This is a genomic window from Streptomyces sp. NBC_01288 (genome assembly GCF_035982055.1).
GTDB lineage: Bacteria > Actinomycetota > Actinomycetes > Streptomycetales > Streptomycetaceae > Streptomyces.
Window position 1 is genome coordinate 3,317,685 of record NZ_CP108427.1, and the last position, 25,015, is coordinate 3,342,699.

Sequence of the window (25,015 nt, forward strand, 5' to 3'; positions counted from 1 at the left end):
GGAGTGCCTGAGATGCCTGAGTTTCAACCCACTGTCGCGGTGCTGACCGCGCTGCCGCTGGAGTACAAGGCCGTGCAGGCCCATCTCACGGACGTACGGAAGCGGGAGCACCCGCGAGGCACCCGCGCCGCGGTCGGTCAACTCCCCGGCACACCCTGGTCCGTCGCCCTGGTCGAGATGGGCGAGGGAACCCTGACGGCCGCCGCCCTCACCGAGCGCGTGATGACGTGGCTGGAGCCGCAGGCGGTGCTGTTCGTGGGGGTCGCCGGGAGCCTGAAGAGCGACATCGGCCTGGGCGACGTCGTGGTGGCGACGAAGGTGTACGGAATCCACGGCGGCAAGGAGACACCGGAGGGCTTTCTCGTACGGCCGGAGGCGTGGCGCGCGTCGCACCGGCTGACCTCGGCGGCCCGGGAGGCGTTGCGGGACGACCCCCATGCCCACCTGAAGCCGATCGCCGCGGGCGATGTCGTCCTGGCCGCACCGGAGTCCGCGCTCGCGGAACACCTCCGGCGGCACTACAACGACGCAGCGGCCATCGAGATGGAGGGCTCGGGGGTCGTGAGCGCGGTGGATCTCGCGGGCGGGGACGCGCTGGTGATCCGGGGTATCAGCGACCGGGCCGACGCGGACAAGTCCCTTGCGGACGGGGAGGGTTGGCAGCCCCGGGCCGCGGAGAACGCGGCGGCTGCGGCGGTGGCGGTGTTGCGGGAGCTGCGGCCGTTCCGGGGTGGGCGGGTCGGGGGTTCCGACAGGGAGGTCGAGGACTCCGAGGAGGGGCCCCATCGGGGGGCTACGGGGGCGGCGGGGGCCACGTACGGAGGGGATCACCTCGACTTTCGGGGGAGCACCTTCAACGGGCCGTTCGTTGCCAAGCGGGTGGACCGGGAGCGGTAGCGACTCCGGACGCGGGTCCGTTCACGGTCCGGTGCCGGTGGCCACTGCCGCGTTGCCTGGGGTGCCGCCGGGGTTCACCGGGCGGGACGAGGACTTGGCGCGGCTATTTCCCGTGCTGGACCCGGCCGCTGAGTCCGATCTGCCGGTGGTGATCTGCGCGGTGTCCGGGCTTGGGGGGATCGGGAAGACGTCGTTGGCGTTGTGTGCGGCCCATAAGGCGGTCAGGGACGGGTGGTTTCCGGGCGGGACTCTGTTCGTCGACTTTCGGGGGTACGACGCGGATCCGGTTACGGCGGATCAGGCGGTGGTCGCGTTGCTGGATGGGATGGGGGTGCGGGGGGCGGATCTTCCGCGGACGACGGCGGGGCAATACGGCCTGTATCTGCGGCTGTTGGCGGATGAGCCACGGTCGATGTTGTTGCTGCTCGACAACACTTCGGATGCGGGGCAGGTGATGCCGCTGATTCCTGGAACCGATCGTCACCGGGTGCTGGTCACCTCACGGGATCGACTCACCGATCTGGACGCTCAGCTGATCGACCTCGATGTGCTCAACGCGGAGGATGCCGCCGACCTCATCGACAGATCCCTGCGGCTCAGCGACCGCGCCGACGATCGTGCGACGCGCGAACCGGAGGCCGTGTCAGAGCTCGCCACGCTCTGCGGCCACCATCCGCTCGCGCTGAGGATCACCGCCGGCATGCTGCGCAAGCGCCGCCACCGCTCCGTCGCATCCCTTGTGAACGAGTTGCGGGGTGCCGAGGATCGGACGGCGGCTGTCGGACTCCGCCCGGTCTTCGAAGCGGCGTACCGGCAATTGCCGTCTGCGCAGGCCCGGTTGCTGCGTCTGCTCTCTCTGGCTCCGGCGGCCGAAGTCGGCGGCGAAACGGCAGCCGCGCTGGCAGACCTCAGCGTCGACCGGACGTTCGACCTGCTCGAAGCGCTCGCCGCAGCGCACCTTGTAACGCCTGTTCCGAGAGGAGCGGACGTGCGGTGGCGGTTGCATGACTTGGTACGGGCGTTCGGGGCGGGTGTGGTCAAGGGGGATGCGGGGTTGTGGGAGGAGGGGGAGGGGGCGCGAGAACGGATGTTGGAGTTCTACCACCGGTGGGCGGAGGCGGCGGATGACCGGTTGCGGTGGCTGCCGGGGATGCCTGTGCCCGAACTGTTTGCGGACCGGGCAGGGGCGTTGGCGTGGTTTGACGGCGAGCGGGCGGGTCTGGTGGCGGCGGTGCAGTGGGCACGGGAGGAGCGGTACACGGACACGGCGGTGCGGCTGTCGCAATGTCTGGGGGAGTATCTGAACTGGCGGCGCTCTTTCGACGACTGGATCACGGTGTGCGGTGTTGCGCGGGAGGCTGCCCACCACACCGGCAATCAGGTGCCCGAGGCCATCGCGTGGAACAACTTCGGCGTCGCCCTGCGGCAGACGGGCCGGACGGAGGAGGCGATCGACGCCCACACCCGCGCCCGCGCCCTGTACCAGGCTGCCGGGGAGCCCCTGCGCGAGGCCAGCGCGTGGAACAACCTCGGCGCCGCCCTGAGTGAAGCAGGCCGCGTGGAGGAGGCTATCGACGCCCACACCCGGGCCCGCGACCTGTACCAGGCCGTCGGAGCCCACCACCGCGAGGCCAAGGCGTGGGACAACCTCGGCACCGCCCTGCGGCAGGCGGACCGGGCAGAGGAGGCTATCGACGCCCACACTCGGGCCCGCGACCTGTACCAGGCCGTCGGGGACCGCCACCGCGAGGCCAGCGCGTGGAACAACCTCGGCGCCCCCCTGCGTGAGACAGGCCGCATGGAGGAAGCGGTGGAGGCCTACGAGAAGGCCCTGGAGGGCTATCGGGAGTTCGACGACTGGTACGAGACGGGCCGCACCCTCTCCAACCTGGCCCACGCCCACGCGGACGCAGCCCGCCCCACCGAGGCCCGCACCCACTACCTCCAGTCCGCCGCCGCCTACACCCGAGCCAACGCCCCCACCGAAGCCGCCGCCGCCCAATCCCGCGCAGACGCATTGACCTGACTAGACCACTCCACTTACCTTCACCGGGCAGCCATCCGCCCAGGCCACAACGCAGTGAGCCCGTAGGAGGTCATGCCCGTGCGCCCCACCGCCGCCAGCCCCCACCGAACTGCCCTACTCACACCTCTAGTTGCTCTCGCCGCCCTCTCCCTCGCCGCGACAACCCTCACCGCGTGCAGCAGCAGTTCCGGCAGCAGCCCCGACACCGTCAAGATCTCCTTCAAGCAGTCGACGGACAACTCCATCAAGGTGATGGACACCTACCTCGCCGACATGAAGAAGCAGTTCGAGAAGCAGTACCCCGGCAAGAAGGTCGAGCTCGTCCCGATCAAGGCCCCGGACTCGGAGTACTACACCAAGCTCCAGCAGATGCTCCGCTCGCCGAAGACCGCCCCCGACCTGGTCTACGAGGACACGTTCCTCATCAACAGCGACATCACCTCCGGCTACCTCAAGCCCCTCGACTCCTACCTCGACAAGTGGCCGGACTGGAACCAGTTCATCGACACGTCGAAGTCCGCAGCGAAGGCCGAGGACGGAAAGACGTACGGCGTCCCGGACGGCACGGACACGCGAGGCCTCTGGTTCGACAAGGGGATCTTCAAGAAGGCGGGCCTGCCCGCGAATTGGCAGCCGAAGACGTGGGCCGACGTCCTCGCCGCAGCCCGCACGATCAAGCAGAAGGTCCCGAACGTCACCCCCCTCAACGTCTACACCGGCAAGCCGGCCGGCGAGGCCGCCACCATGCAGGGCTTCGAGATGCTGCTCTACGGCACCAACAACAGCACCACGGACCCCCTTTACGACAAGTCGTCGAAGAAGTGGATCGCCGGCGGCCAGGGTTTCAAGGACGCGCTCTCCTTCGTCCACACGGTCTACAAGGAGAAGCTCGGCCCGGACGTGTCCGACGCCCTCGACCCCAACATCCAGACGTACGTGGCCGGTGAACTGCTCCCCAAGGGCAAACTCGGCATCGCGCTCGACGGATCGTGGCTGCCCCAGGCCTGGTTGAAGGGCAGCGGGCACGAATGGCCGGACTGGTCAAAGGAGTTGGGCCTCGCGTACATGCCCACCCAGAACGGCCAGGCCCCCGGCAAGGTGAGCATGTCCGGCGGCTGGACCTGGGCGATCCCCTCCAAGGCCGGCAACCCGGACCTGGCCTTCGACTTCATCAAGACGATGCAGACGAAGGCGAACGCCGAGAAGTGGTACATCGCCAACTCCGGTATCTCCGTGCGGAAGGACGTCGCCGCCGACCCCGCCTACGCGACCGCCCAGCCCGGCATCAAGTTCTTCACGGACCTGGTCGCGAGCACGCACTACCGCCCGGCGTACCCGGCGTACCCGAAGGTCTCCACCGCCATCCAGGAGGCGATGGAGGGCGTGACGACGGGCGACATGTCGGTGGACAAGGCGGCGAGTTCGTACGACGACGAACTCAAGTCGGCCACGGACAACCAGGTCACCGAGAAATGAGCGGCGGCGACCGCCGATGACCACAACACCGCAGCACGCGGGCCCGGACGTGGCAAAGGTCCCCTCCGGCCCCGACACCCCAACTCCCCAACTCCGGCCCCAGAAACGCCCGTTCACCCAAACCCTCACCCGCCTCCTCCCCCTCTCCCCCGCCCTGGTCCTCCTGCTCCTCTTCCTGGCCGTCCCGATCGGCTACTGCGCCTACATCGCTTTCACCGACCTCCAACTCACCGGTCAGGCCCACCCCTCCTTCGTAGGCTTCGCGAATTTCCGCACGGCCTTCAAGGACTCGGAATTCCTGAACGCCGTATGGCTGACGCTGGTGTTCACGGTCCTGTCGTCCCTGGTCGGCCAGAACACGATCGGCCTGGCCCTGGCCGCGCTGATGCAGCGCGCGTCGAAGCCGGTGCGCACGCTCACGGGCGGGGTCGTCATCACGGCGTGGGTACTGCCGGAGGTGGTGGCGGGCTTTCTCCTCTACGCCTTCTTCCGCCGAGAAGGCACCCTGAACGCCATCCTGGACTGGCTCCATCTCCCGTCCCAGAACTGGCTGTTCACGCTCCCCATCTTGGCGGTGTCGTTCGCGAACGTATGGCGGGGAACGGCGTTCTCGATGCTGGTGTACTCAGCGGCCCTGAACGAGATCCCCAAGGAGATCACGGAGGCGGCGGAGGTCGACGGCGCGAGCGGCTGGCGCCGGATGTGGCACATCACGCTGCCGATGATCCGCCGCTCGATCGGCACGAACCTGATGCTGAACACCCTCCAGACCCTGTCCGTCTTCGGCCTGATCTGGGTGATGACGAGAGGCGGCCCGGGAAACAAGAGCCAGACCCTCCCCCTCTACATGTACGAACAGGCCTTCCAGAACAGCATGATCGGCTACGCCACGGCGGTCGCGCTGCTCCTGCTCCTGGTCGGCTCGCTCTTCTCGGTGATCTACATGCGCCTGCTGCGAACGGAGGTCTGACCCATGGCACTCGCCCTCTCCTCCCGCCGCAAGAGCCGACGCCTGGCTGCGGACGCGGGGCTGCTGGTGGTCGCGGCGACGTTCGCGCTGCCGCTGCTCTGGGTGGTCCTGTCGTCCCTCGACGCCCACGCGGACCTCAAGGTGAAGGCCCCCGACGGCCTGACCCTGGACAACTTCCACGCGATCCTGAACTCGGACATCACCTTCACGCCGCTCCTCAACAGCCTGATCCTGTGCGGGTTCGGGACACTCCTGACGGTGGTGTGCTCGGCGTTGGCGGCGTATCCCCTGTCGCGTTTCCGGTCGCGCCTGAACCGCCCGTTCCTGCTGACGATCCTCTTCGCGACGAGCCTTCCGATCACGGCGATCATGGTGCCGGTGTACGCGTTGTTCGTACAGGTGAATCTCATCGACACCATGCAGGGCACGATCTTCTTCTTCGCGGCGTCCCAACTCCCCTTCGCCATCTGGCTGATGAAGAACTTCATGGACGGCGTACCGAAGGAACTGGAGGAGGCGGCGTGGACCGACGGCGCGTCGTCGCTCCAGTCCCTCGTGCGGATCGTTCTTCCGCTGATGGGACCGGGGGTCGCGGTGGTGACCGTCTTCTCGTTCGTGATGATGTGGGGGAACTTCTTCGTCCCGTTCATGCTGCTGCTCACGCCGGACCAGATGCCGGCGAGCGTGAGCATCAATGAGTTCTTCGGGAATCGGGGGATGGTGGCTTACGGGCAGCTGGCGGCGTTTTCCGTTGTTTATTCGACGCCGGTGATTTTGTTGTATTTGCTGGTGGCGAGGCGGTTGGGTGGGGGGTTTGCTTTGGGTGGGGCGGTTAAGGGGTGATGGCTTCGGCTCGGGTGCGGGCTTCGGCGGCTTCGGTGGGGGCTTTGGCTCGGGTGTAGGCGTCGGCGGACTGGAGGTAGTGGGTGCGGGCCTCGGCGTGGCGCGCAGCGTCATGGTGGGCGAGAGCCAGGTTGTAGAGGGTCTGGCCTGTCCCGTACCAGTCGTCGATCTCCCGGTAGCCCTCCAGGGCCTTCTCGTACGCCTCAGCTTCCTCCTCCACACGGCCCAGCCCACGCAGGGTGGCGCCGAGGTTGTTCCACGTGATGGCCTCTCCAAGGCGGTCCCCGACGGCCTGGAACAGGTCGCGGGCCCGGGTATGGACGTCGACCGCCTCCCCTACCCGGCTCGCCTCCCGCAGGGAAGCGCCGAGGTTGTTCCACGCCATGGCCTCGCCGTGGCGGTCCCCGACGGCCTGGTGCAGGTCGCGGGCGCGGGTATGGGCATCGATGGCCTCCTCCGTCTTGCCCACCTCCCGCAGGGCGTTGCCAAGGCTGTTCCATGCCATGGCCTCGCGACGGCGGTCCCCGACAGCCTGGTACAGGTCGCGGGCGCGGATTTGGGCATCGACCGCCTCCTCCGCCCGGCCCACCTCCCGCAGGGCGATGCCGAGGTTGTTCCAAGCGATGGCCTCGTCCACCCGGTTACCTGCGCGGTTCGCGGCCTGCCGCGCGACACCGCACACCGTGATCAAGTCATCGAAGGAACGCCGCCATGCCAGATACTCCCCCAGACACTCAGACAGCCACACCGCCATGCTCGCGAACCGATCGTCTTGTGCCCACTGCACCGCCGCCACCAACCCAGCCCGCTCACTGTCAAACCACGCCAACGCCCCAGTCCGATCCCCAAACCGCTCCGGCTCCGGCATCGTCGGCAGCCACCGCAACCAGCCATCCGCCACCCTTGCCCACCTGTGGTAAAACTCCAGCACCCGCTCCCGCGCCGCCTCCCCCTCCTCCCACAACCGCGCATCCCTCTCAATCACACCCACCCCGAACACCCGCACCAAGTCATGCAACCGCCACCGCCCACGCCCACTCCCCGGCTCAACAAGGTGGGCGCGGCACAACGCATCAAGCACACGCACCGGCGCAGTGTCCGCCCCGTCCAGCGAGGCGACGACCTCAGCCGTCACCTCGGGCCCCGGAGCCAGGGCCAACAGCCTTAGCAACCGGGCCTGTTCAGCCGGCAGACGCTGATACGACAAGTCAAAGGCGGCCCGCACACTGCGCTCACCGTCGTCGAGGTGCAGGAGTCGGTCACCGGACTCAGCAAGTTCCGCCACGAGCTCGGCCACGGGCTTGTCCCTGTCGAGGACGAGCAAGGCCGCGGCGATCTGAAGGGCCAGGGGCAAATGCCCACAGAGCAAGGCGAGTTCGGCAGCCGCCTCACCTTCATTCGCCACCCGCGCATCATCCTGATCGGCGATCCGCAACACCCGGTCCAGAAGTTCGTATGCCTCCTCCGGGCTCAACTCCCCCAACGCCAGCAGCCTCGCCCCCAGTTGGGGCAACTTGCTCCGCGACGTGGCAAGCAGCCGGTGCCGCGCACCCCCGGGATGCAACGGACGCACCTGCTCCGCCGAGGACGCATTGTCGGCCAGGACCAGCACGGCCCCCAACTCCCGCTCCCGCGCCGCGAGCACCGAGCGATACAGCGCGGCCCGCGCATCAACCCCGTTGGGAATGTGCTCCGGAGACGTCCCAAGAGCCCTCAGTAGAGTCTCCAGCGCCTGCTCCGCCGTAACGCGATCATCGTCGTACCCATGGAGATTGACGAAGAGGACTCCACCCGGGAACCACCCCTTGCCACAAGCCGCGTGCACCGCCTCCACCGCGAGCGCGGTCTTGCCGATACCACCGAGCCCGGACACCGCGGCGACCAGCACGGCTCCCGGCGCTTCACCTCCAGCCCGGTCGAACGCGCCGAGCAGCTCCGCGAGTTGGTCACGGCGACCGGTGAACCCAGGCACCTTCGGAGGCAGGGCGTCCAGCGCGGTGGGCGCCGGCCCGTGCTGGTGGTACTCCACCTTCTTCGCCGTGAAGTCCCCGTTGAACTCCCCACCCCGGAAATCCTGATGATCCCCGCCGTACTGCTCGCCCATCGCGCCGTCCCCGTGCCGCCGCCCCCGAATCGCGTGCCAACACAGTACGCCCACGGCCCCCGCCCAACGCCCGGTCTGGCCAGGCGACTTGGCAGTACCGTGAAGAGGTGCCCGACACACCGCCCACGGTCGCCGTCCTGACCGCACAGCCGCTCGAATTCACGGCAGTACATGCCCGTCTGACGGACATCGAGAAGCGGGTGCACCCCACCGGCACGCGCGCCGAGACCGGCCAACTCCCCGGAACCGCCTGGCGGGTGGCCCTGCTGGAGGTGGGCGAGGGCACGCTCGGGGCCTCCGCGCTCACCGAGCGGGTGATGTCGTGGTTCAAGCCGGACGCGGTGCTCTTCGTCGGTACGGCGGTCGGTCTACGGGAGGACATCCGCACCGGCGACGTCGTGATCGCGACCAAGGTGTACGCCATCCACGGCGGCAGGCAGACCCCGGACGGTTTCCTCGACCACCCGGAGACCTGGCACGCACCGCACCACCTCGAACAGGCGGCGCGCCACGCCCTACGGGGACACCAGCACGTCCGCTCCCACTTCGAACCGATAGCCGCGGGCGACGTGATCATTGCCGACCCCGCCTCGCCCCTCGCCCAGCGCATCCACCGCCGCTTCAACGACGCCGTGGCCGTCGAGACGGAGGGTTCCGGCGTCGCTCACGCTGCCCATCTGGCAGGTACGGCAGGGGCATTGATCATCCGGGGGATCAGTGGGAGGGCGGGCGCGGAGCCCAACTACCTGACGGCGGCGGCGAACGCGGCCGAGGCGGCCGTAGCCGTACTGACGGAACTGGAGCCGACTCCGACCCCGGCCCCGACCACGGCACCCACACCGACTCACGGCCCGGTACCGACCGCCACCGCCGTCCTCCCGCACCGCCCCCTCGGCTTCACCGGCCGGTCGGCGGAACTGGAGCGGCTGCTCCCTCACCTCGCCCCGACCTCACCCGAAGCACCCGGCCTCCCCGTCCTGATCTTCGCCGTCACCGGAATGGGGGGCATCGGAAAGACAGCACTCGCGATCGAGGCCGCACACCGGGCACACGGCGAGGGCTGGTTCCCGGGCGGGACGCTCTTCGTGGACCTGCGGGGTTACGACGACAACCCCGTCACCGCCGATCAAGCGGTCGTGGCACTGCTCGACGCGCTCGGGGTGCGCGGCCCGGATCTGCCCCACACGACGGCCCAGCAGTACGACAGATACCGCCAACTCCTCACCGAGCACCGGGAACGGACCCTGCTCGTCCTGGACAACTCCTCGGACCCGTCCCAGTTCCTCCCGCTCCTCCCCGGCACGGACCGCCACCGGGTCCTGATCACCTCCCGGGACCGCCCTCACTCCCTTCCCGTCCGCCTCATCGACCTCGAATCACTCACTCCGGACGAGTCGGCCGCGCTCATTACTCGCGCCCTCCACGACACCGACGAACGGGACGACCGCCCGGCCCGTGAGCCCGACGCCCTGCACGAACTGACCGCCCTGTGCGGGCACTTGCCCCTCGCCCTCCAGATCGCGGCCGGCCTGCTCCGTAAGCGTCGGCGCGGCATCGCCTCGCTGGTGACCGACATCAAGGAGGCCGAGGACCCAACCGCCGTACTCGACAAGGACAGTCCGGGCAGCGACCTGTACGGCCGCTCGCTCGTCCTCCGACCTGTACTGGAGACGTCGTACCGCCGACTGCCGCCCGACCAGGCCCGGTTGCTACGACTTCTGGCCCTCGCTCCCGGCGCGGAGACGGGCACTGAGGCTGTGGCCGCGCTGGCTGATGTCACCGTGAGGGCTGCTCTGACCTTGCTGGAGGATCTGGCGGCTACTCATCTGGTCGCGTCAGTCGAGGATGTCGATGGCTCGGCTTCCGGTGGGCGGTGGCGGTTGCATGACTTGGTGCGGGCGTTCGGGGTGGGTGTGGTCAAGGGGGATGTGGGGTTGCGGGAGGAGGGGGAGGCTGCGCAGGAGCGGGTGCTGGAGTTCTACTACCGGTGGGCGGATGCGGCGAATGACCGGTTGCGGTGGCTGCCGGGGATGGCGGAGCCGGAGCGGTTTGCGGATCGGGCGGGGGCGTTGGCGTGGTTTGACGGTGAGCGGGCTGGGTTGGTGGCGACGGTGCAGTGGGCGCGGGAGGAGCGGTTCGCGGACACGGCGGTGTGGCTGTCCCAGTGTCTGACGGACTATCTGGGCTGGCGGCGCTCTTTCGACGACTTGATCACGGTGTGCAGTGTCGCGCGGGAGGCTGCTCACCGCGCCGGTAACCGGGTAGGCGAGGCCATCGCGTGGACCAGCCTCGGCATCGCCCTGCGGCAGATGGGCCGGGCAGAGGAGGCCATCGATGTCCACACTCGCGCCCGCGACCTTTACCGGATGGCCGGGGGCCGCAATGGCGAGGCCGAGGCGTGGAACAACCTCGGCAGCGCCCTGCGGGAGGCCGGCCGGACGGAGGAGGCAATCGACGCCCACACCCACGCCCGCGACCTGCACCAGACCGCCGGGGACCGCCATGGTGAGGCCGGGGCGTGGAACAACCTCGGCATCGCTCTGTGGGAGGCCGGCCGGGCGGAGGAGGCCATCGACGTCCACACCCGCGCCCGCGACCTGTTGGAGGCCATCGGGGACCACCATGGTGAGGCCAGGGCGTGGAACAACCTCGGCATCGCCCTGAGTGCCGCGGGCCGAGTGGAGGATGCGGTTGAGGCGTACGAGAAGGCCCTGGAGGGCTTCCGGGAGTTCGAGGACTGGTACGAGACGGGCCAGACCCTCTACAACCTGGCCTTCACCCACAAGAACGCCGCCCGGCCCGCCGAGGCCCGCGCCTGCTTCCTCCAGTCCGCCGACGCATACACCCGCGCCAACGCCCCCACCGAAGCCGCCCAAGCCCGCACCCGGGCCGAAGAACAGTAATAACCACCACTCCCCCGTACCACGCACCCCAACACCCGCAACGCCGCGCGCCGCCGCACACAGCAGGCCGCCGCCGACCGGCAAGGGAAGCAACGCGCACGCCCGCCTCATTCGCCATGGTCCGACGCTAAGCCTCGCCCCGCACGATCAACGTCCCAATATGACCAGGCTCAGGCGCACCAACAACAGCCGCCACAACCGCCGAGAACCCGGCCCGAGTCAGCAACCGCTCCCAAACAGCAGGCCGATAGCTGTACCGGTACGTGAACATGGCCTTGCCCGCGAAGCCCCCCTTGTACATGCCCTGCGGGCCGTACGCACCGGGAATCGCCGGCGGCTGGGAGAATACGAAGACGCCGCCCGGGTTCAATCGCGCCCGTACAAGCGGGAAGAGCCGAGTCGGGTCGGTGAACCAAGCCGCACCGAAGATCGAGTAGACCGCGTCATACGTGTCGTCGCACAAGGCGAGGTACTCCAGAACCTCACCGCACACGAACTCCGCGCCGGTGTCACCCCACCGCTCGCTCACCTTCTTGACCATGACCGGCGAGAGATCGACGCCCTGCGTGCTGATCCCGCGCCGCGCCAGGTAGGCGAGCGCCCGACCGGTTCCACACCCGATCTCCAACACACCGCGCGGCGCACCGAGCAGTTCAGGGCCGGGCCCATGACCGGCGTACTGCGTCCAGCAGAACGCGGGCTCAGCATCGCCCTTGAAGGCCGACTCGGCGTAGGCGTCCCACAGTTCGGTCTCGGCCGGGATGTCATGGGGTACGGGCACGGCGTCGCTCCTCAGTGTCGTGTCGGGGTGCTGGAACCCCCGCCCTCCCCTGGGAACGGGAGAGCGGGGGCCAACGTAGCGAAGAGGGTGTGGCGGGGGCACCGGGCCAGTCGGCCCACGCCCCATCGCCACCATCACCTGCGCCAACCAGCCACACATCACCGGCAGTTCGAACCCACCAGGACGAGGCCGGCCCAAAGGAAGCCCCTGGGGTCTGACATCCGACGCCGCGGAACGCGCCGCGCACCCCCGAACCGCCAACCTCCGCGCCCCGCCGCAGCCGACCGTCGAAATCCCGCCACCCCCCACTTCCCCCCACACCCGATCACCACCCCCACCACAAACGCACTCCCCTTCGACCCCCGCCCACACACCCGACGCCGCCGAAACGGTCCCCGGAGTCCGCCGCACCGGCGAATGGCAAGGTAGGGCGGCATATTCACCAGGCGGCGGCCATCCTCTGCCCGCCCCTCAATCCTCGTCGCCACCACTCAGCGTCACCGATCTCCCCCACCCCGGCCGCACCGCATGCCCTCCGGTCGACCGAATCCGTACGTTCCTACAATCCGTAATCCTGGCCGAACAGACCGTAGTCACCGCACTCAGGCACCCCTAGCTTGTGGCCCGTGCGCCGACCCCCAGCTCAACCCAGCCCGTCCACGCCGCCGACACCGCCCACTCCGCCCTTCAACGCGCCCGCCGCCCACCGGCTCCGTACCGCTCTCAACATGGGCCCGGAACACGTCGCGTACGGCATGCGTGCCTCGTACGGGCTGCCCTATGTCACGCCTGACCTGGTCATCGCCTGGGAGCGCGGGCTCACCGCGCCCTCCGGTCCCGAACTCACCGCGCTGTCCGGCGTGTTGTGGTGCTCCCCGGCCGAACTCATCGGCAAGCCACGCACGCTGCGTGAGCATCGCCTCGCCCGGGGCCTCGCGCCGGAGGACGTCGCCCGGACCGTCGGGCTCGAACTCCTCGCGTATCTGCGGATGGAGGAGCACGACCAGTGGCGCGGCACCGAGCGCCAGTCCTCCGCGCTCGCCGATCTCCTCGACCTCTCGCTGCCCGACTTCATCAGCGTCACCGGGCGCGACAGCCGCCTCGCGGATTTGCTGCGCAGCGCCATGACCACGCGGTGGCAGGCGTATGTACGCCCGATCGGCAAGATGGTGCCGCTGGACCGGCGCCTCCTGGAGGACTCCCTCCAGGAGTTGCACGAGGACTACCAGGCGCAGATGGTCGCCACCCTGACCTGGGGCGGCGGCAACTCCGCCGTCGAAGCGGGCGAGGCCGGCCGGGACTTCCTCGACCAGATCATCAGCCGGTTCTGGTCCATGGTCGAGCGGAGTACCTACTGAGCGAGTACCTACTGAGCGCCGTACCAACGAAAACGGCTAGAAAACCGACTCCGCCTCGTCCATCCGGTCCTTCGGCACCGTCTTCAGCTCGGTGACCGCCTCGGCCAGCGGCACCATCACCACGTCCGTCCCCCGCAGCGCGGTCATCCGCCCGAACTCCCCCTGGTGCGCGGCCTCCACCGCGTGCCAGCCGAAGCGGGTCGCCAGCACCCGGTCGTACGCGGTCGGTACGCCGCCGCGCTGGATGTGGCCGAGGATGACCGGCTTGGCCTCCTTGCCGAGGCGGCGCTCCAACTCGTAGGCCAGCGCCGTGCCGATGCCCTGGAAGCGCTCGTGGCCGAACTGGTCGATCTCGCCCTTGTTGTAGTCCATGGAACCCTCGGCGGGGTGCGCGCCCTCGGCCACGCACACGACGGCGAACCTCTTGCCGCGGGCGAAGCGTTCCTCGACCATCTTGACCAGGTCGGCCGGGTCGAAGGGGCGCTCGGGCAGGCAGATGCCGTGCGCGCCCGCCGCCATCCCGGACTCCAGCGCGATCCAGCCCGCGTGCCGGCCCATGACCTCGACGACCATCACCCGCTGGTGCGACTCCGCCGTCGTCTTCAGGCGGTCCATCGCCTCCGTCGCGACCCCGACCGCCGTGTCGAAGCCGAACGTGCGGTCCGTCGACGAGATGTCGTTGTCGATCGTCTTGGGGACTCCTACGACCGGCAGGCCCGCGTCGGACAGCATGCGGGCCGCCGTCAACGTGCCCTCGCCGCCGATCGGGATCAGCGCGTCGATCCCGAAGTCCCGCGCGATGTCCAGCGCGTTCTCGCAGGCCTCGCGGAGGCGGTCCCGCTCCAGTCGTGACGAACCCAGGATCGTGCCGCCGCGGGCGAGGATGCCGCTGACCGCGTCCAGGTCGAGGGTGCGGTAATGGCCTTCGAGCAGTCCGGCATAGCCGTCCTCGAAGCCGATGACCTCGTCGCCGTAGTTGTCGACCGCTCGGTGCACGACCGACCGGATCACGGCGTTCAGGCCGGGGCAGTCGCCGCCTGCGGTGAGAACTCCGATACGCATCGTGCTGTGTCTCCTGCTCGCTGTTGACACCGGTGAGCCGGACCCGATTGTTTCACGTCCCTCAGGGCGTCGCCGCTCCCGTCGGACTGGCGGGCGCCTTAACCACCCCCGGAGGTATTGTCAAGAGGGTTCTGCTCACCCAGGTGGGCGATTTTTATGACCGTCGAAACGGGCAGCCAGAAGTCCTGAGAACCAAAGCCCTGAGAACCCGCCGGAAGGGGAGACCACGCGTGACCCGCAGCGTGTACGTGACCGGGATCGACCGCGGCGACGGCCGTCAGGTCGTCGAGCTGGGGGTCATGGAGCTCCTGACCCGGCAGGTCGACCGGGTGGGGGTGTTCCGACCCCTCGTCCACGACGGCCCCGATCGCCTGTTCGAACTGCTGCGTGCGCGCTACCGGCTCTCCCAGGACCCCGCGACCGTCTACGGCATGGACTACCACGAGGCCTCCGCCCTCCAGGCCGAGCAGGGGACGGACGAGCTGGTGTCGACGCTCGTCGACCGGTTCCATCTCGTCGCCCGTGACTACGACGTCGTCCTCGTCCTGGGCACCGACTACGCGGACACCCAGTTCCCGGACGAGCTGTCCCTCAACGCCCGCCTCGCGAACGAGTTCGGCGCCTCCGTGATCCCCGTCGTCGGCGGCCGCAAGCAGACCGCCGAGTCCGTGCTCGCGGAGACGCGCAACGCCTATCGCGCCTACGACGGCCTCGGCTGCGACGTCCTCGCCATGGTCACCAACCGGGTCGCCCGCGAGGACCGGGACGAGATCGCCCAGCGGCTCACCACCCGGCTGCCGGTGCCCTGTTACGTCGTACCGGACGAGCCCGCCCTCTCCGCGCCGACCGTCGCGCAGATCACCCACGCCCTCGGCGGCAAGGTCCTCCTCGGGGACGACTCCGGGCTCGCCCGGGACGCGCTCGACTTCGTGTTCGGCGGGGCGATGCTGCCCAACTTCCTCAAGGCGCTGACCCCGGGCGCGCTCGTCGTCACCCCGGGCGACCGCGCCGACCTCGTCATCGGCGCCCTCGCCGCGCACAGCGCCGGCACCCCGCCGATAGCCGGCGTGCTGCTCACCCTGAACGAGGTGCCCAGCCACGGCATCCTCACCCTCGCAGCGCGTCTCGCGCCGGGTACGCCGGTGGTCTCCGTGCCCGGCACCTCCTTCCCCACCGCCGCCGAACTCTTCTCCCTGGAGGGGAAGTTGAACGCGGCCACCCCGCGCAAGGCGGAGACCGCGCTCGGCCTCTTCGAGCGGTACGTCGACACCGGCGACCTCCTCAAGCGCGTCTCGGCGCCGAGCAGCGACCGGGTCACCCCGATGATGTTCGAGCACACGCTCCTGGAGCGGGCCCGCTCGGACAAGCGCAGGATCGTCCTCCCGGAGGGCACCGAGGCCCGCGTCCTGCACGCCGCCGAGGTGCTACTCCGGCGCGGTGTCTGCGAGTTGACCCTGCTCGGCCCCGAGGACCAGATCCGCAAGAAGGCCGCCGACCTCGGCATCGACCTCACCGCCGCCCAGTTGATCGACCCGCACATCTCCGAACTCCGCGACCGCTTCGCCGAGCGGTACGCCAAGCTCCGCGCCCACAAGGGCGTGACCGTCGAACTCGCCTACGACGTCGTCGCCGACGTGAACTACTTCGGGACGTTGATGGTCCAGGAGGGGCTCGCCGACGGGATGGTCTCCGGCGCCGTGCACTCCACCGCCGCGACCATCCGGCCCGCCTTCGAGATCATCAAGACCAAGCCGGACGCCGACATCGTCTCGTCCGTCTTCTTCATGTGCCTCGCCGACAAGGTGCTGGTGTACGGCGACTGCGCGGTCAACCCCGACCCGAACGCGGAGCAGTTGGCCGACATCGCCATCCAATCGGCCGCCACCGCCGAGCAGTTCGGCGTCTCCGCCCGCATCGCGATGCTCTCGTACTCCACCGGTACGTCCGGCTCGGGCGCCGACGTCGACAAGGTGCGCGAGGCGACCGAACTGGTGCGCCTGCGGCAGCCCGACCTGCGGATCGAGGGGCCGATCCAGTACGACGCCGCCGTCGAGCCGAGTGTCGCCGCCACCAAGATGCCGGAGTCCGAAGTCGCCGGTCAGGCAAGCGTGTTGATCTTCCCCGACCTGAACACCGGCAACAACACCTACAAGGCCGTGCAGCGTTCGGCCGGCGCGATCGCGGTCGGGCCGGTGCTCCAGGGGCTGCGCAAGCCGGTCAACGACCTGTCTCGGGGCGCCCTCGTCTCGGACATCGTCAACACCGTCGCCATCACGGCGATCCAGGCGCAGCACCCGATCGAGAAGGCAACCGCCCAGTGAGTCCCACGCGTGTCCTCGTCCTCAACTCCGGCTCCTCGTCGGTGAAGTACCAGCTGCTCGACATGGCGGCCGGCACCCGTCTCGCCGTAGGACTCGTCGAGCGGATCGGTGAGGAGACCTCCCGGTTCAAGCACACCCACATCGGCACGGACGCCACCCGTGAGTGGACCGGCCCGATCCCCGATCACGAGGCCGCCCTGAAGGCCGTAGCGGAAGAGCTGTCGAGGGACGGACTCGGCCTGGACTCACCGGAGTTGGCGGCCATCGGGCATCGGGTCGTGCACGGTGGGCAGGCCTTCACCGCGCCGACCGTCATCGACGACGCCGTGCTCGCCGAGATCGAACGGCTCATCCCTGTCGCGCCGTTGCACAATCCGGCGAACCTCGTCGGGATCCGGACCGCGATGGCGTTGCGGCCCGATCTGCCGCAGGTGGCCGTGTTCGACACCGCGTTCCACACGACGATGCCGGAGTCGGCCGCGCGGTACGCGATCGACGTGGCGACCGCGGACGCGTACCGGATCCGGCGGTACGGGTTCCACGGGACCTCGCACGCGTATGTGTCGCGGGCGACGGCGAAGCTGCTGGGGAAGGCGCCCGAGGACGTCAACGTGATCGTGCTGCACCTCGGGAACGGGGCGTCCGCCTCGGCCGTGCGGGGTGGGCGGTGTGTGGACACCTCCATGGGGCTGACGCCGTTGGAGGGGCTGGTGATGGGGACGCGGTCGGGAGACCTGGATCCGGCCGTCATCTTCCATTTGACGCGTGTTGGCGGAATGTCCACCGATGAGATCGACACTCTTCTCAACAAGAAGAGCGGTCTGATCGGGTTGTGCGGGGACAACGACATGCGGGAGATCCGGCGCCGGATCGACGAGGGCGACGAACAGGCGGAACTCGCCTTCGACATCTACATTCACCGGTTGAAGAAGTACATCGGTGCCTACTGCGCGGTACTCGGCACAGTGGACGCGGTCGCCTTCACCGCGGGGGTCGGGGAGAACGCGGGCGCCGTGCGGGAGGCCGCCGTCGCGGGCCTGGAGCTGCTGGGGCTTGAGGTGGACGGCGTGCTGAACGCCGTACGGAGTGATGAGCCGCGGCTGATCTCGCCGGCGTCCGGGCGGGTCGCGGTCGCGGTGGTGCCGACGGACGAGGAATTGGAGATCGCCACACAGACCTATGCACTGGTCGGAAATTACAACGCCTGAGCGCATGCCCGCCCATTTGTATCTTCCGCCAGACGGAATATTCCGTAGCGAAACAAACCGATAGGATCGTCCCATGCGCCGTTCGAAAATCGTCTGTACTCTCGGCCCCGCGGTCGACTCCCACGAACAACTGGTCTCGCTGATCGAGGCCGGTATGAATGTGGCCCGTTTCAATTTCAGCCACGGCACCCACGCCGAGCACCAGGGGCGGTACGACCGCGTCCGTGCCGCGGCCAAGGAGACCGGCCGTGCCATCGGCGTCCTCGCCGACCTTCAGGGCCCGAAGATCCGCCTGGAGACCTTCGCGGAGGGTCCCGTCGAGCTGGTGCGCGGTGACGAGTTCACCATCACCACCGAGGACGTCCCGGGCGACAAGACCATCTGCGGTACGACGTACAAGGGCCTGCCCGGTGACGTCTCCCGCGGCGACCAGGTCCTCATCAACGACGGCAACGTCGAGCTGAAGGTCCTCAGCGTCGAAGGCCCCCGCGTGAAGACGATCGTCATCGAGGGCGGCGTCATCTCCGACCACAAGGGCATCAACCTGCCCGGCACGGCCGTGAACGTGCCCGCGCTGTCCGAGAAGGACGTCGAGGACCTGCGCTTCGCGCTGCGGATGGGCTGCGACATGGTCGCCCTGTCCTTCGTGCGCGACGCGGGCGACGTGTACGACGTCCACAAGGTGATGGACGAGGAGGGCCGCCGGGTCCCCGTCATCGCCAAGGTGGAGAAGCCGCAGGCGGTCGAGAACATGGAGGCCGTGGTCGCGGCGTTCGACGCGGTGATGGTGGCCCGTGGCGACCTCGCCGTCGAGTACCCGCTGGAGAAGGTCCCGATGGTGCAGAAGCGCCTGGTGGAGCTGTGCCGGCGGAACGCCAAGCCGGTGATCGTGGCGACCCAGATGATGGAGTCGATGATCACCAACTCCCGCCCCACGCGCGCCGAGGCCTCCGACGTGGCCAACGCGATCCTGGACGGCGCGGACGCGGTCATGCTGTCCGCCGAGTCCTCGGTGGGCGCCTACCCGATCGAGACCGTGCAGACGATGTCGAAGATCGTCCAGGCGGCCGAGGAGGAGCTGTTCAGCAAGGGCCTGCAGCCGCTCGTGCCGGGCAAGAAGCCGCGTACGCAGGGTGGTTCGATCGCGCGTGCCGCGTGCGAGATCGCGGACTTCCTCGGCGGCCGGGCCCTGGTGGCGTTCACGCAGTCCGGTGACACCGCCCGCCGGCTGTCCCGCTACCGCGCCTCGCAGCCGATCGTCGCGTTCACGACCGACGAGAGCACCCGCAACCAGCTCACGCTCAGCTGGGGCGTGGAGTCGCACGTGGTGCCGTTCGTCAACAGCACGGACGAGATGGTCGACATGGTCGACGGCGAGATCGCGAAGATCAACCGCTTCAACCCGGGCGAGACCGTCATCATCACCGCCGGTTCGCCCCCCGGCGTGGCCGGCACGACGAACATGCTCCGCGTCCACCACCTCGGCGGCGGCGAGGGCAACTGACGTACCGCTGAAGGCTCTTGTACGGCGCTGAGGGCGCTCCCTGCGACAGGGGGCGCCCTCGGTCTTTCGGCCGTCGATCACGCGGCCGAGGGTGTTCCGGCCGTCTACCGGCGCCATGTGTCGGCGCGCAGCTCGGGGTGGGCGGTGGTGATCAGCCGTACGGCCTCCGCCTCCGCCCGCTCCACGAGCCCGCGCAGTTCCTCCCAGCTCAGTTCGACCTTGGCCGGAGGCCCCTCGCCCGGGACAGAGCAGTGCCCCGCCGAGTGGGTACTCGGCGGGGCACTGCTCCTTCGCGGCTCCCGAACGGGCTTGTCGGCGGGCTCAGTTCTGGTAGCTGTGCAGGCCGGGGACGGTCAGCGTGCCGCCGAACTGGCCGGCCTGGACCACCTTCACGTTGGTGAAGTAGATCAGCGGGATGTTCAGCGGCGGCGGGTTGTCCGGGTCGAACGTGATCGGGATCAGACCGAACAGGTTGCCCGAGATGGACTCCGTGTACATCACGGTGTCGCCGTCGCGGATGGTGGACGTCGAGCCCGAGGCCGCCTGCACGTGGTAGGTCTTGCCGGACTGCTTGTCGTTCACCGTCTGGTGCAGGTCGCCGATGTCGGTCCCGCCGGAGATGACGTACTTCAGGACCTTCTTGACCTTGCCGCTGGCGGTCTTCACCTCGACGACGCCCTGGTAGTCGGCGCCCTTGAGCAGCAGCGAGCTGGCGTTCAGGTACCACGGGTCGTCCGGCAGCAGCACCTTGTTGTCGACGCCGCTGGTGTCGTCCGTGGCGACCGGGCAGTCCGAGGTGTCGGCGCTCGCGCTCGCGGACGGGCTCGGGGTGGCCGTGGCCGAAGGCGTCGCGGTGGCCGTGTCCTCGGCCGCCTTGGTCGCCGTGTCGGTCGTGTCCTTGACGGTGTCCTCGACCGTGTCGGTGACCTTCTTCGTCGTGTCCTTGACGGTGTCGGACACGCTGGAGGAGTCGCCGGTGGACGCGTCCTTCGTGGCGCTCGCCGAGGCGGACGCGGTCGGCGTCGGGGTGGCGCTCGCCGTCGAGTCGGAGCTCGACGAACCGCCGGTGAGGATCCCGGTGATGGCGTCGCCGATGCTGTCCAGCAGGCCGCCGCTGCTCGCGGACGCGGAGGGCGTCGCCGTAGCGGTGCTGCTGGACGAACCGCTCGAATCCGCCGACTTGCTCGCGGAAGGCGTGGGCGTGGCCGTGTCGTCGGAACCTGAATCCGACGAACCCGAAGATGTCTTGCCCGAGTCGGAGTCGTCCGACTTCGACTCGTCCGTGGCCGTGGCCGAGGGCGTCGCGTCGTCCTTGGACGAGTCGGCGGACTCGCTCGCGGACGTGGACGGCGTCGCCGAGGGGCTCGCCGTCGACCCGGCGATGGCGGCGACACAGTCCTTGTACTCGTCGGCCGTCAGGCTCTTCGACGACGGCGAGGTCGTCGATCCGTTGTCGGCGAGGGCGAGGGAGGACGTGAAGCCCATCCCCATGATCACGGCGGTCGGCATCGCCACCGTGGCTATCGCCTTGCCGGCGGGCATGTGGAGCCTGGTGAACAGCGGCTTCTTGGGTGCCGCATGCCGCGGCCCGGTTCTCACACGGGACTCGTCCACATCAGTCCCGTGGGTCACCTCGTCAGCCGGCACTGTGCCTCCCGTTCGCCCCGTTGTTCACCGGGCTCGTTCCTGACAGATCGTTCGGCTCGTCCATGCCGTCGGCGGACTCGTACGGCGCGGGCTCGTGAGGCTTGGCGTAGTACGACGCGGAGTCGTGCGGTGCCGCCTCGTACGGTGCGGCCGCGGCGGGGGCGCCGCCCTCTCCCTGTGCGACGTCCTGGAGCGACTGCGGCTCCGGCGGTGCGCCCGGCGCCCACGACACGGCCAGTGCCCCGCCGACCATGGCGAGGAGGAAGCCGACCAGGAAGCCGCCGAGGTTGGACACGGGGATGGACACCAGCGCCAGCAGGATCGCCGCGACACCCGCGAAGGTGCGCACGTGCTTCTGGTACCAGAGGCTGAAGCCCAGGACGACCAGCAGTACGCCGATGATCAGGGACCCGGAGCCCGCGGTGGTGGCCATCGCCAGCGTCAGATGGCCCACCTGGAGATGTGCGTACGGGAAGTAGGCGATCGGGAGTCCGCCGAGCATGACGAACAGACCGGCCCAGAACGGCCTCGTGCCACGCCAGGCACGAAACTGCAGCCTCCGGCGGGCGAACTGGCCGGGTGCGGCAGGAGTCTCGGCGCTCATGGAAAACAGCTCCCTGGTACGGCGTTGCTGTGGTGGAGAGTCGCACCTTGTGTGAAGGCGCTGGTGGAAGTGGGACGGGCGGGGGCGCCACCGGCTCCCCCGCCCGCCGTCAAGTGCCTAGTAGCACTCGTGGGTGCCGGCCGAGACCGACATCTTCAGCCCGCTGAGCTTGAAGGTTCCGGCAGTGGTGGCCCACGCCGTCTGCTTCACGTTGCTCAGCTCGGCCGACTCGGCCTGCTGGGCGAAGCCGTAGGGGTTGGCAGCCTCGCTGCCGCCCTTCATGCCCGGACCCTTGCCGCCCTTGTCGGCGCCCGTGTTGCCGGCCGCCACACCGATGTCGATGTTGTGGAACACAGCGTCGGCGCTGAGGTCCTCGACGTCGATGTACAGGTTCGAGGCCTCGACCGGCGTACCGCTGCCGCCGGCCTTCAGCACGAGGCTGACGGACCCGAGCAGCGGGATGTTCGGGGTGACCACCGACTGGCACATGTTGGTGATCGACGCGGACTTGAACGACGAGACCGCGACGGGGTGGAGCGACTTGCTGCCGTCCAGGTTGTAGCCCGAGTCCAGGGCTCCGTACTGGGCGAAGCCCGTGCCGTTGAGCTGGTCGGCCGTCACCTTGAACGACTGACCGGAAACGCTGAATGACGCGGCGAGAGCACCCTGCGCGAGGGCCACACCTATACACGCCGTAGCGGCGACGCTGGGCACCATGACCACAGCGAAGCGCTTCCATCTCGTCCCGCCACGCACCTGGGACTCCATATTTCCTCCTTCTCGGACGTACATCTCCTGGCCCTGACTGCCCCCTATTGGCGGCTCAGCCGGGCAGGGATGGGAGAAGTGCTACGTCCTCGGGAAGGGGAGCGCCCGTCCTCGGAGGCGCGAACCGCGCACCGATCACCGGCGATCACCCCCGAGCGACAACCACTGGTCGCGCCTGACGCACATCACGCACAACCTTGCTGGACAGGCTCCGCCTGGCGGCGAAGACCCCCCTGCCCAAGAGCCGACTCCATTGTTTCCGGCTCTACTCGGTGGGGACCCAGGAAACCCCGTCGGCCCGACCGGCTGTCGGGGTACGGAAATGGACCGAGCGTCGCCGATCGTGGTGCATTCTCGCCGCCCGCACAAGGGGCTTCGTTACTGGGTAGTAACGGCCGGATAACCGAACAACGACCCGCCGGTATCGGTCGACGACGCTGGGTGTCATCGTGGGCCAGGACAAATCAGTTGACACCCGGGCGGAATCCGACAGATCAACGCCTCTGACTTACTCCAAGTAACAGCGGCCGCGATTACCAAGATTTGGTAAAGCGCGGCCGCAGTGACACTCCGTCGGCAAATCTTTCACTCCGGCATCACAGGTCACGAGGTTTACCGACTGGTCAGAACCGGCCCCGCGCCCCGCTCAGAACAGCGCCCGCGCCAGTGCCCGCCGGGCCGCCGTCACCCTGGGGTCATCGGCCCCGACGACCTCGAACAGCTCCAGCAGCCGCAGCCGTACGGCATCCCGGTCGTCACCCACCGTGCGCCGCACGGTGTCGATCAGCCGGCTGAACGCGTCCTCGACATGGCCGCCCACCAGATCCAGGTCGGCGGCGGCGATCTGCGCCGTCGCGTCACCCGGCTTATCGGCGGCCTCGGTGCGCACCTGCTGCGGGTCGAGCGTCGACACCCGGTGCAGCAACTCGGCCTGGGCGAGCCCCAGTTTGGCCTCGGAGTTGCCCGGGTCGTCGCTCAGCACGTTCTTGTACGCCTGCACGGCCCCGCCGAAGTCCCCCGCGTCCAGGGCCTGTACGGCGGCTTCGAGCAGCGCGTCGTACGGTCCCGCCGGAACTTCGGCGACGACCTCGGGCCGGTCGCCCGGCGCGGCGTCGGGGTCGACGTCGAGACCGGTGAGGCCGAAGCGCTGCTCGGCGACCTGGATCAACTGGTCGAGGGTCTCCCGGATCTGCGACTCGGCGGCGGCACCCTGGAAGAGCGGCAGCGCCTGGCCGGCGACCACCGCGAAGACGGCCGGGATGCCCTGCACCCCGAACTGCTGCATCAGCATCTGATTGGCGTCGACGTCGATCTTGGCAAGGACGAAGCGCCCGTTGTAATCAAGCGCGAGCCGCTCCAGGAGCGGGCTCAGCTGCTTGCACGGCTCGCACCACTCGGCCCAGAAGTCGATGACGACCGGGACCTCGGTGGACCGCTGAAGGACCTCGCTCTCGAACCCCGCCTCATCTACGTCGATCACCAGGTCGGCCGGGGAGACGGCCCCGCCGCCGCCCTGCCTGGCGGTCTCGGCGCGCGCCTGCTCCGCCTTGACCTTGGCCTCCTGGGCCGCCTTCACCGCGGCGAGGTCGACGACTCCGCTCATGGACATGTTCCGTGGCTGCATGCGCCCATCCTCCCCCGTCCGCGCGTGTGAATGAAAAGCGTTGTGAAAGCCGGTCTGTCACAAGCCAGTTGTGAGCTGTTCGGCGCCGGGTCCCCACCCCGCACCCAGTGGTTACGCTACGACCCGTAGCGTAATAGCACAGGCCCCTTCCTGGATACGGATACCCGGTGATCTCCCTCACTGCACCACAGGAACCGCCGGTTATGGTCGAGGGATGCAGAGCAGCACTCCCGCCCCACGCGCCGCGGGACGCCCCCGCAGCACCACCGCGGACACCGCGATCCTGGCGGCGACCCGGGAGGCCCTGGTCGAACTCGGCTGGTCCAAGCTCACGTTGGGAGACGTCGCCACGCGCGCGGGGGTTGCAAAAACCACCCTCTACCGCCGCTGGGCAGGCAAGAACGAACTCGTCGTCGACGCGGTGGCCGAGCTCTTCGACGAACTCCACCTCCCCGACCGGGGCACGCTGGCCGCCGACATCGAGGGCGTGGTCCTCCAGTTCGCGGCGATCCTGGCCCGCCCGGAGGCCAAGAGCGGCCTGATGGCGGTGGTGGCCGAGTCCATCCACGACGACGCCCTGCGGGACCGCATCCGCGAATCGATCGTCGACCGCCAGAAATGCCTGGTCCTGGAGGGCAGAGCACGCGCCCAGGCCCGCGGCGAACTCCCCCCGGAGACCGACCCGCAGGAAGCCGCCCGCACGGCCGACCTCATCTTCGACGTGGTCGCGGGTGCGGTGGTCCACCGCACCCTGGTAAGCGCGGAACCGGCCGACGAGGAGTGGGTCCACAGCTTCACCCAGGTCCTCCTGCTCGGCCTGACCTCGCTGAACAACCCCTAGGACCTGCCCGCCGCATCCGGCCGCAGACCCAGGCCCGACACGCACACCCGAGGCACTGCCGCCGACGGCCCCGGCTCC

Annotated in this window: 18 protein-coding genes and 1 pseudogene; 12 read left to right on the forward strand and 7 right to left on the reverse strand. The window is 68.9% G+C overall.

The features are described from left to right. Nucleotides 1-12: 12 nt before the first annotated feature. The 5 genes from OG194_RS14215 to OG194_RS14235 all read left to right on the forward strand — a co-directional run bounded on the left by OG194_RS14215 (nt 13) and on the right by OG194_RS14235 (nt 6,212). Nucleotides 13-897 (forward strand): 5'-methylthioadenosine/S-adenosylhomocysteine nucleosidase, encoded by an 885-nt coding sequence (locus OG194_RS14215; protein ID WP_327401229.1) that lies wholly within the window; start codon nt 13-15, stop codon nt 895-897. A 37-nt stretch (nt 898-934) separates the two neighbouring features. Then, the gene (locus OG194_RS14220; RefSeq protein ID WP_327401230.1) at nt 935-2,923 is read left to right on the forward strand and encodes a tetratricopeptide repeat protein; all 1,989 of its coding nucleotides are present in this window, start codon (nt 935-937) and stop codon (nt 2,921-2,923) included. Between the two features lie 72 nt (nt 2,924-2,995). Then, nucleotides 2,996-4,399, forward strand: a complete 1,404-nt coding sequence (locus OG194_RS14225) for an extracellular solute-binding protein (protein ID WP_327401231.1) — start codon at nt 2,996-2,998, stop codon at nt 4,397-4,399. Nucleotides 4,400-4,415: 16 nt separating this feature from the next. Beyond that, a complete protein-coding gene (locus tag OG194_RS14230; protein ID WP_327401232.1) occupies nt 4,416-5,369 on the forward strand; it encodes a carbohydrate ABC transporter permease in 954 nt (317 codons plus the stop codon). A gap of 3 nt (nt 5,370-5,372) precedes the next feature. Then, nucleotides 5,373-6,212 carry a carbohydrate ABC transporter permease gene (locus OG194_RS14235; RefSeq protein WP_327401233.1) on the forward strand — a complete coding sequence of 280 codons (840 nt, stop codon included), beginning with the start codon at nt 5,373-5,375 and terminating at the stop codon, nt 6,210-6,212. On the opposite strand, the gene OG194_RS14240 is transcribed toward OG194_RS14235, so the two are convergent. Beyond that, nucleotides 6,202-8,316 carry a tetratricopeptide repeat protein gene (locus OG194_RS14240; protein ID WP_327401234.1) on the reverse strand — a complete coding sequence of 705 codons (2,115 nt, stop codon included), beginning with the start codon at nt 8,314-8,316 and terminating at the stop codon, nt 6,202-6,204. The two genes, OG194_RS14235 and OG194_RS14240, sit on opposite strands and share 11 nt — an antisense overlap. 107 nt (nt 8,317-8,423) lie before the next feature. Between OG194_RS14240 and OG194_RS14245 the strand changes: the two are divergent. Continuing rightward, nucleotides 8,424-9,089, forward strand: a pseudogene (locus OG194_RS14245) (5'-methylthioadenosine/S-adenosylhomocysteine nucleosidase family protein); the annotation flags it as partial. Nucleotides 9,090-9,293: 204 nt separating this feature from the next. Next, nucleotides 9,294-11,219 carry a tetratricopeptide repeat protein gene (locus tag OG194_RS14250; RefSeq protein ID WP_327407068.1) on the forward strand — a complete coding sequence of 642 codons (1,926 nt, stop codon included), beginning with the start codon at nt 9,294-9,296 and terminating at the stop codon, nt 11,217-11,219. A 127-nt stretch (nt 11,220-11,346) separates the two neighbouring features. Here the strand turns inward: OG194_RS14250 and OG194_RS14255 are convergent, their stop codons facing one another. Next, on the reverse strand, nt 11,347-12,000 hold the full coding sequence (locus OG194_RS14255) for a class I SAM-dependent methyltransferase (RefSeq protein WP_327401235.1): 654 nt from the start codon (nt 11,998-12,000) through the stop codon (nt 11,347-11,349). Nucleotides 12,001-12,728: 728 nt separating this feature from the next. Here OG194_RS14255 and OG194_RS14260 point away from each other — a divergent pair. After that, nucleotides 12,729-13,358, forward strand: coding sequence for an XRE family transcriptional regulator (locus tag OG194_RS14260; protein ID WP_327407069.1), 630 nt, complete (start codon nt 12,729-12,731; stop codon nt 13,356-13,358). A 36-nt stretch (nt 13,359-13,394) separates the two neighbouring features. Here OG194_RS14260 and OG194_RS14265 read toward each other — a convergent pair whose 3' ends face one another. Then, nucleotides 13,395-14,420, reverse strand: a complete 1,026-nt coding sequence (locus OG194_RS14265; protein WP_327401236.1) for an ATP-dependent 6-phosphofructokinase — start codon at nt 14,418-14,420, stop codon at nt 13,395-13,397. A 230-nt stretch (nt 14,421-14,650) separates the two neighbouring features. Here OG194_RS14265 and pta point away from each other — a divergent pair, with 230 nt between their 5' ends. The 3 genes from pta (at nt 14,651) to pyk (ending at nt 19,453) form a co-directional block, all read left to right on the forward strand. Then, the gene (gene pta / locus OG194_RS14270) at nt 14,651-16,741 is read left to right on the forward strand and encodes a phosphate acetyltransferase (RefSeq protein ID WP_327401237.1); all 2,091 of its coding nucleotides are present in this window, start codon (nt 14,651-14,653) and stop codon (nt 16,739-16,741) included. Continuing rightward, nucleotides 16,738-17,949 carry an acetate kinase gene (locus tag OG194_RS14275; protein ID WP_327401238.1) on the forward strand — a complete coding sequence of 404 codons (1,212 nt, stop codon included), beginning with the start codon at nt 16,738-16,740 and terminating at the stop codon, nt 17,947-17,949. Before pta ends, OG194_RS14275 begins: the two co-directional genes overlap by 4 nt. Nucleotides 17,950-18,022: 73 nt before the next feature. Then, nucleotides 18,023-19,453 carry a pyruvate kinase gene (pyk, locus tag OG194_RS14280; protein ID WP_327401239.1) on the forward strand — a complete coding sequence of 477 codons (1,431 nt, stop codon included), beginning with the start codon at nt 18,023-18,025 and terminating at the stop codon, nt 19,451-19,453. Nucleotides 19,454-19,774: 321 nt separating this feature from the next. Here pyk and OG194_RS14285 read toward each other — a convergent pair whose 3' ends face one another. The 4 genes from OG194_RS14285 to OG194_RS14300 all read right to left on the reverse strand — a co-directional run bounded on the left by OG194_RS14285 (nt 19,775) and on the right by OG194_RS14300 (nt 24,096). After that, entirely contained in the window at nt 19,775-21,100 is a 1,326-nt protein-coding gene (locus tag OG194_RS14285; protein WP_327401241.1) for a hypothetical protein, read from the reverse strand. Further along, a complete protein-coding gene (locus OG194_RS14290; RefSeq protein WP_327401242.1) occupies nt 21,090-21,704 on the reverse strand; it encodes a DUF6114 domain-containing protein in 615 nt (204 codons plus the stop codon). The genes OG194_RS14285 and OG194_RS14290 overlap by 11 nt, the downstream gene beginning before the upstream one ends. A gap of 117 nt (nt 21,705-21,821) precedes the next feature. After that, complete coding sequence (locus OG194_RS14295) at nt 21,822-22,472, reverse strand: DUF6230 family protein (protein WP_327401243.1); 651 nt, start codon at nt 22,470-22,472, stop codon at nt 21,822-21,824. A 646-nt stretch (nt 22,473-23,118) separates the two neighbouring features. Further along, nucleotides 23,119-24,096, reverse strand: a complete 978-nt coding sequence (locus tag OG194_RS14300; protein ID WP_327401244.1) for a tetratricopeptide repeat protein — start codon at nt 24,094-24,096, stop codon at nt 23,119-23,121. Nucleotides 24,097-24,310: 214 nt separating this feature from the next. On the opposite strand from OG194_RS14300, the gene OG194_RS14305 reads away from it, so the two are divergent. Beyond that, nucleotides 24,311-24,937 carry a TetR/AcrR family transcriptional regulator gene (locus OG194_RS14305; protein ID WP_327401245.1) on the forward strand — a complete coding sequence of 209 codons (627 nt, stop codon included), beginning with the start codon at nt 24,311-24,313 and terminating at the stop codon, nt 24,935-24,937. The last annotated feature ends 78 nt before the right edge of the window (nt 24,938-25,015 follow it).

Excerpts from the sequence above, each read along its gene's own strand:
- OG194_RS14215 (WP_327401229.1), top strand. The coding sequence starts at position 13 with ATGCCTGAGTTTCAACCCACTGTCGCGGTGCTGACCGCGCTGCCGCTG.
- OG194_RS14225 (WP_327401231.1), top strand. The coding sequence starts at position 2,996 with ATGCCCGTGCGCCCCACCGCCGCCAGCCCCCACCGAACTGCCCTACTC.
- OG194_RS14230 (WP_327401232.1), top strand. The coding sequence starts at position 4,416 with ATGACCACAACACCGCAGCACGCGGGCCCGGACGTGGCAAAGGTCCCC.
- OG194_RS14235 (WP_327401233.1), top strand. The coding sequence starts at position 5,373 with ATGGCACTCGCCCTCTCCTCCCGCCGCAAGAGCCGACGCCTGGCTGCG.
- OG194_RS14240 (WP_327401234.1), bottom strand. The coding sequence starts at position 8,316 with ATGGGCGAGCAGTACGGCGGGGATCATCAGGATTTCCGGGGTGGGGAG.
- OG194_RS14260 (WP_327407069.1), top strand. The coding sequence starts at position 12,729 with ATGGGCCCGGAACACGTCGCGTACGGCATGCGTGCCTCGTACGGGCTG.
- OG194_RS14265 (WP_327401236.1), bottom strand. The coding sequence starts at position 14,420 with ATGCGTATCGGAGTTCTCACCGCAGGCGGCGACTGCCCCGGCCTGAAC.
- pyk (WP_327401239.1), top strand. The coding sequence starts at position 18,023 with ATGCGCCGTTCGAAAATCGTCTGTACTCTCGGCCCCGCGGTCGACTCC.
- OG194_RS14290 (WP_327401242.1), bottom strand. The coding sequence starts at position 21,704 with ATGAGCGCCGAGACTCCTGCCGCACCCGGCCAGTTCGCCCGCCGGAGG.
- OG194_RS14295 (WP_327401243.1), bottom strand. The coding sequence starts at position 22,472 with ATGGAGTCCCAGGTGCGTGGCGGGACGAGATGGAAGCGCTTCGCTGTG.
- OG194_RS14300 (WP_327401244.1), bottom strand. The coding sequence starts at position 24,096 with ATGCAGCCACGGAACATGTCCATGAGCGGAGTCGTCGACCTCGCCGCG.
- OG194_RS14305 (WP_327401245.1), top strand. The coding sequence starts at position 24,311 with ATGCAGAGCAGCACTCCCGCCCCACGCGCCGCGGGACGCCCCCGCAGC.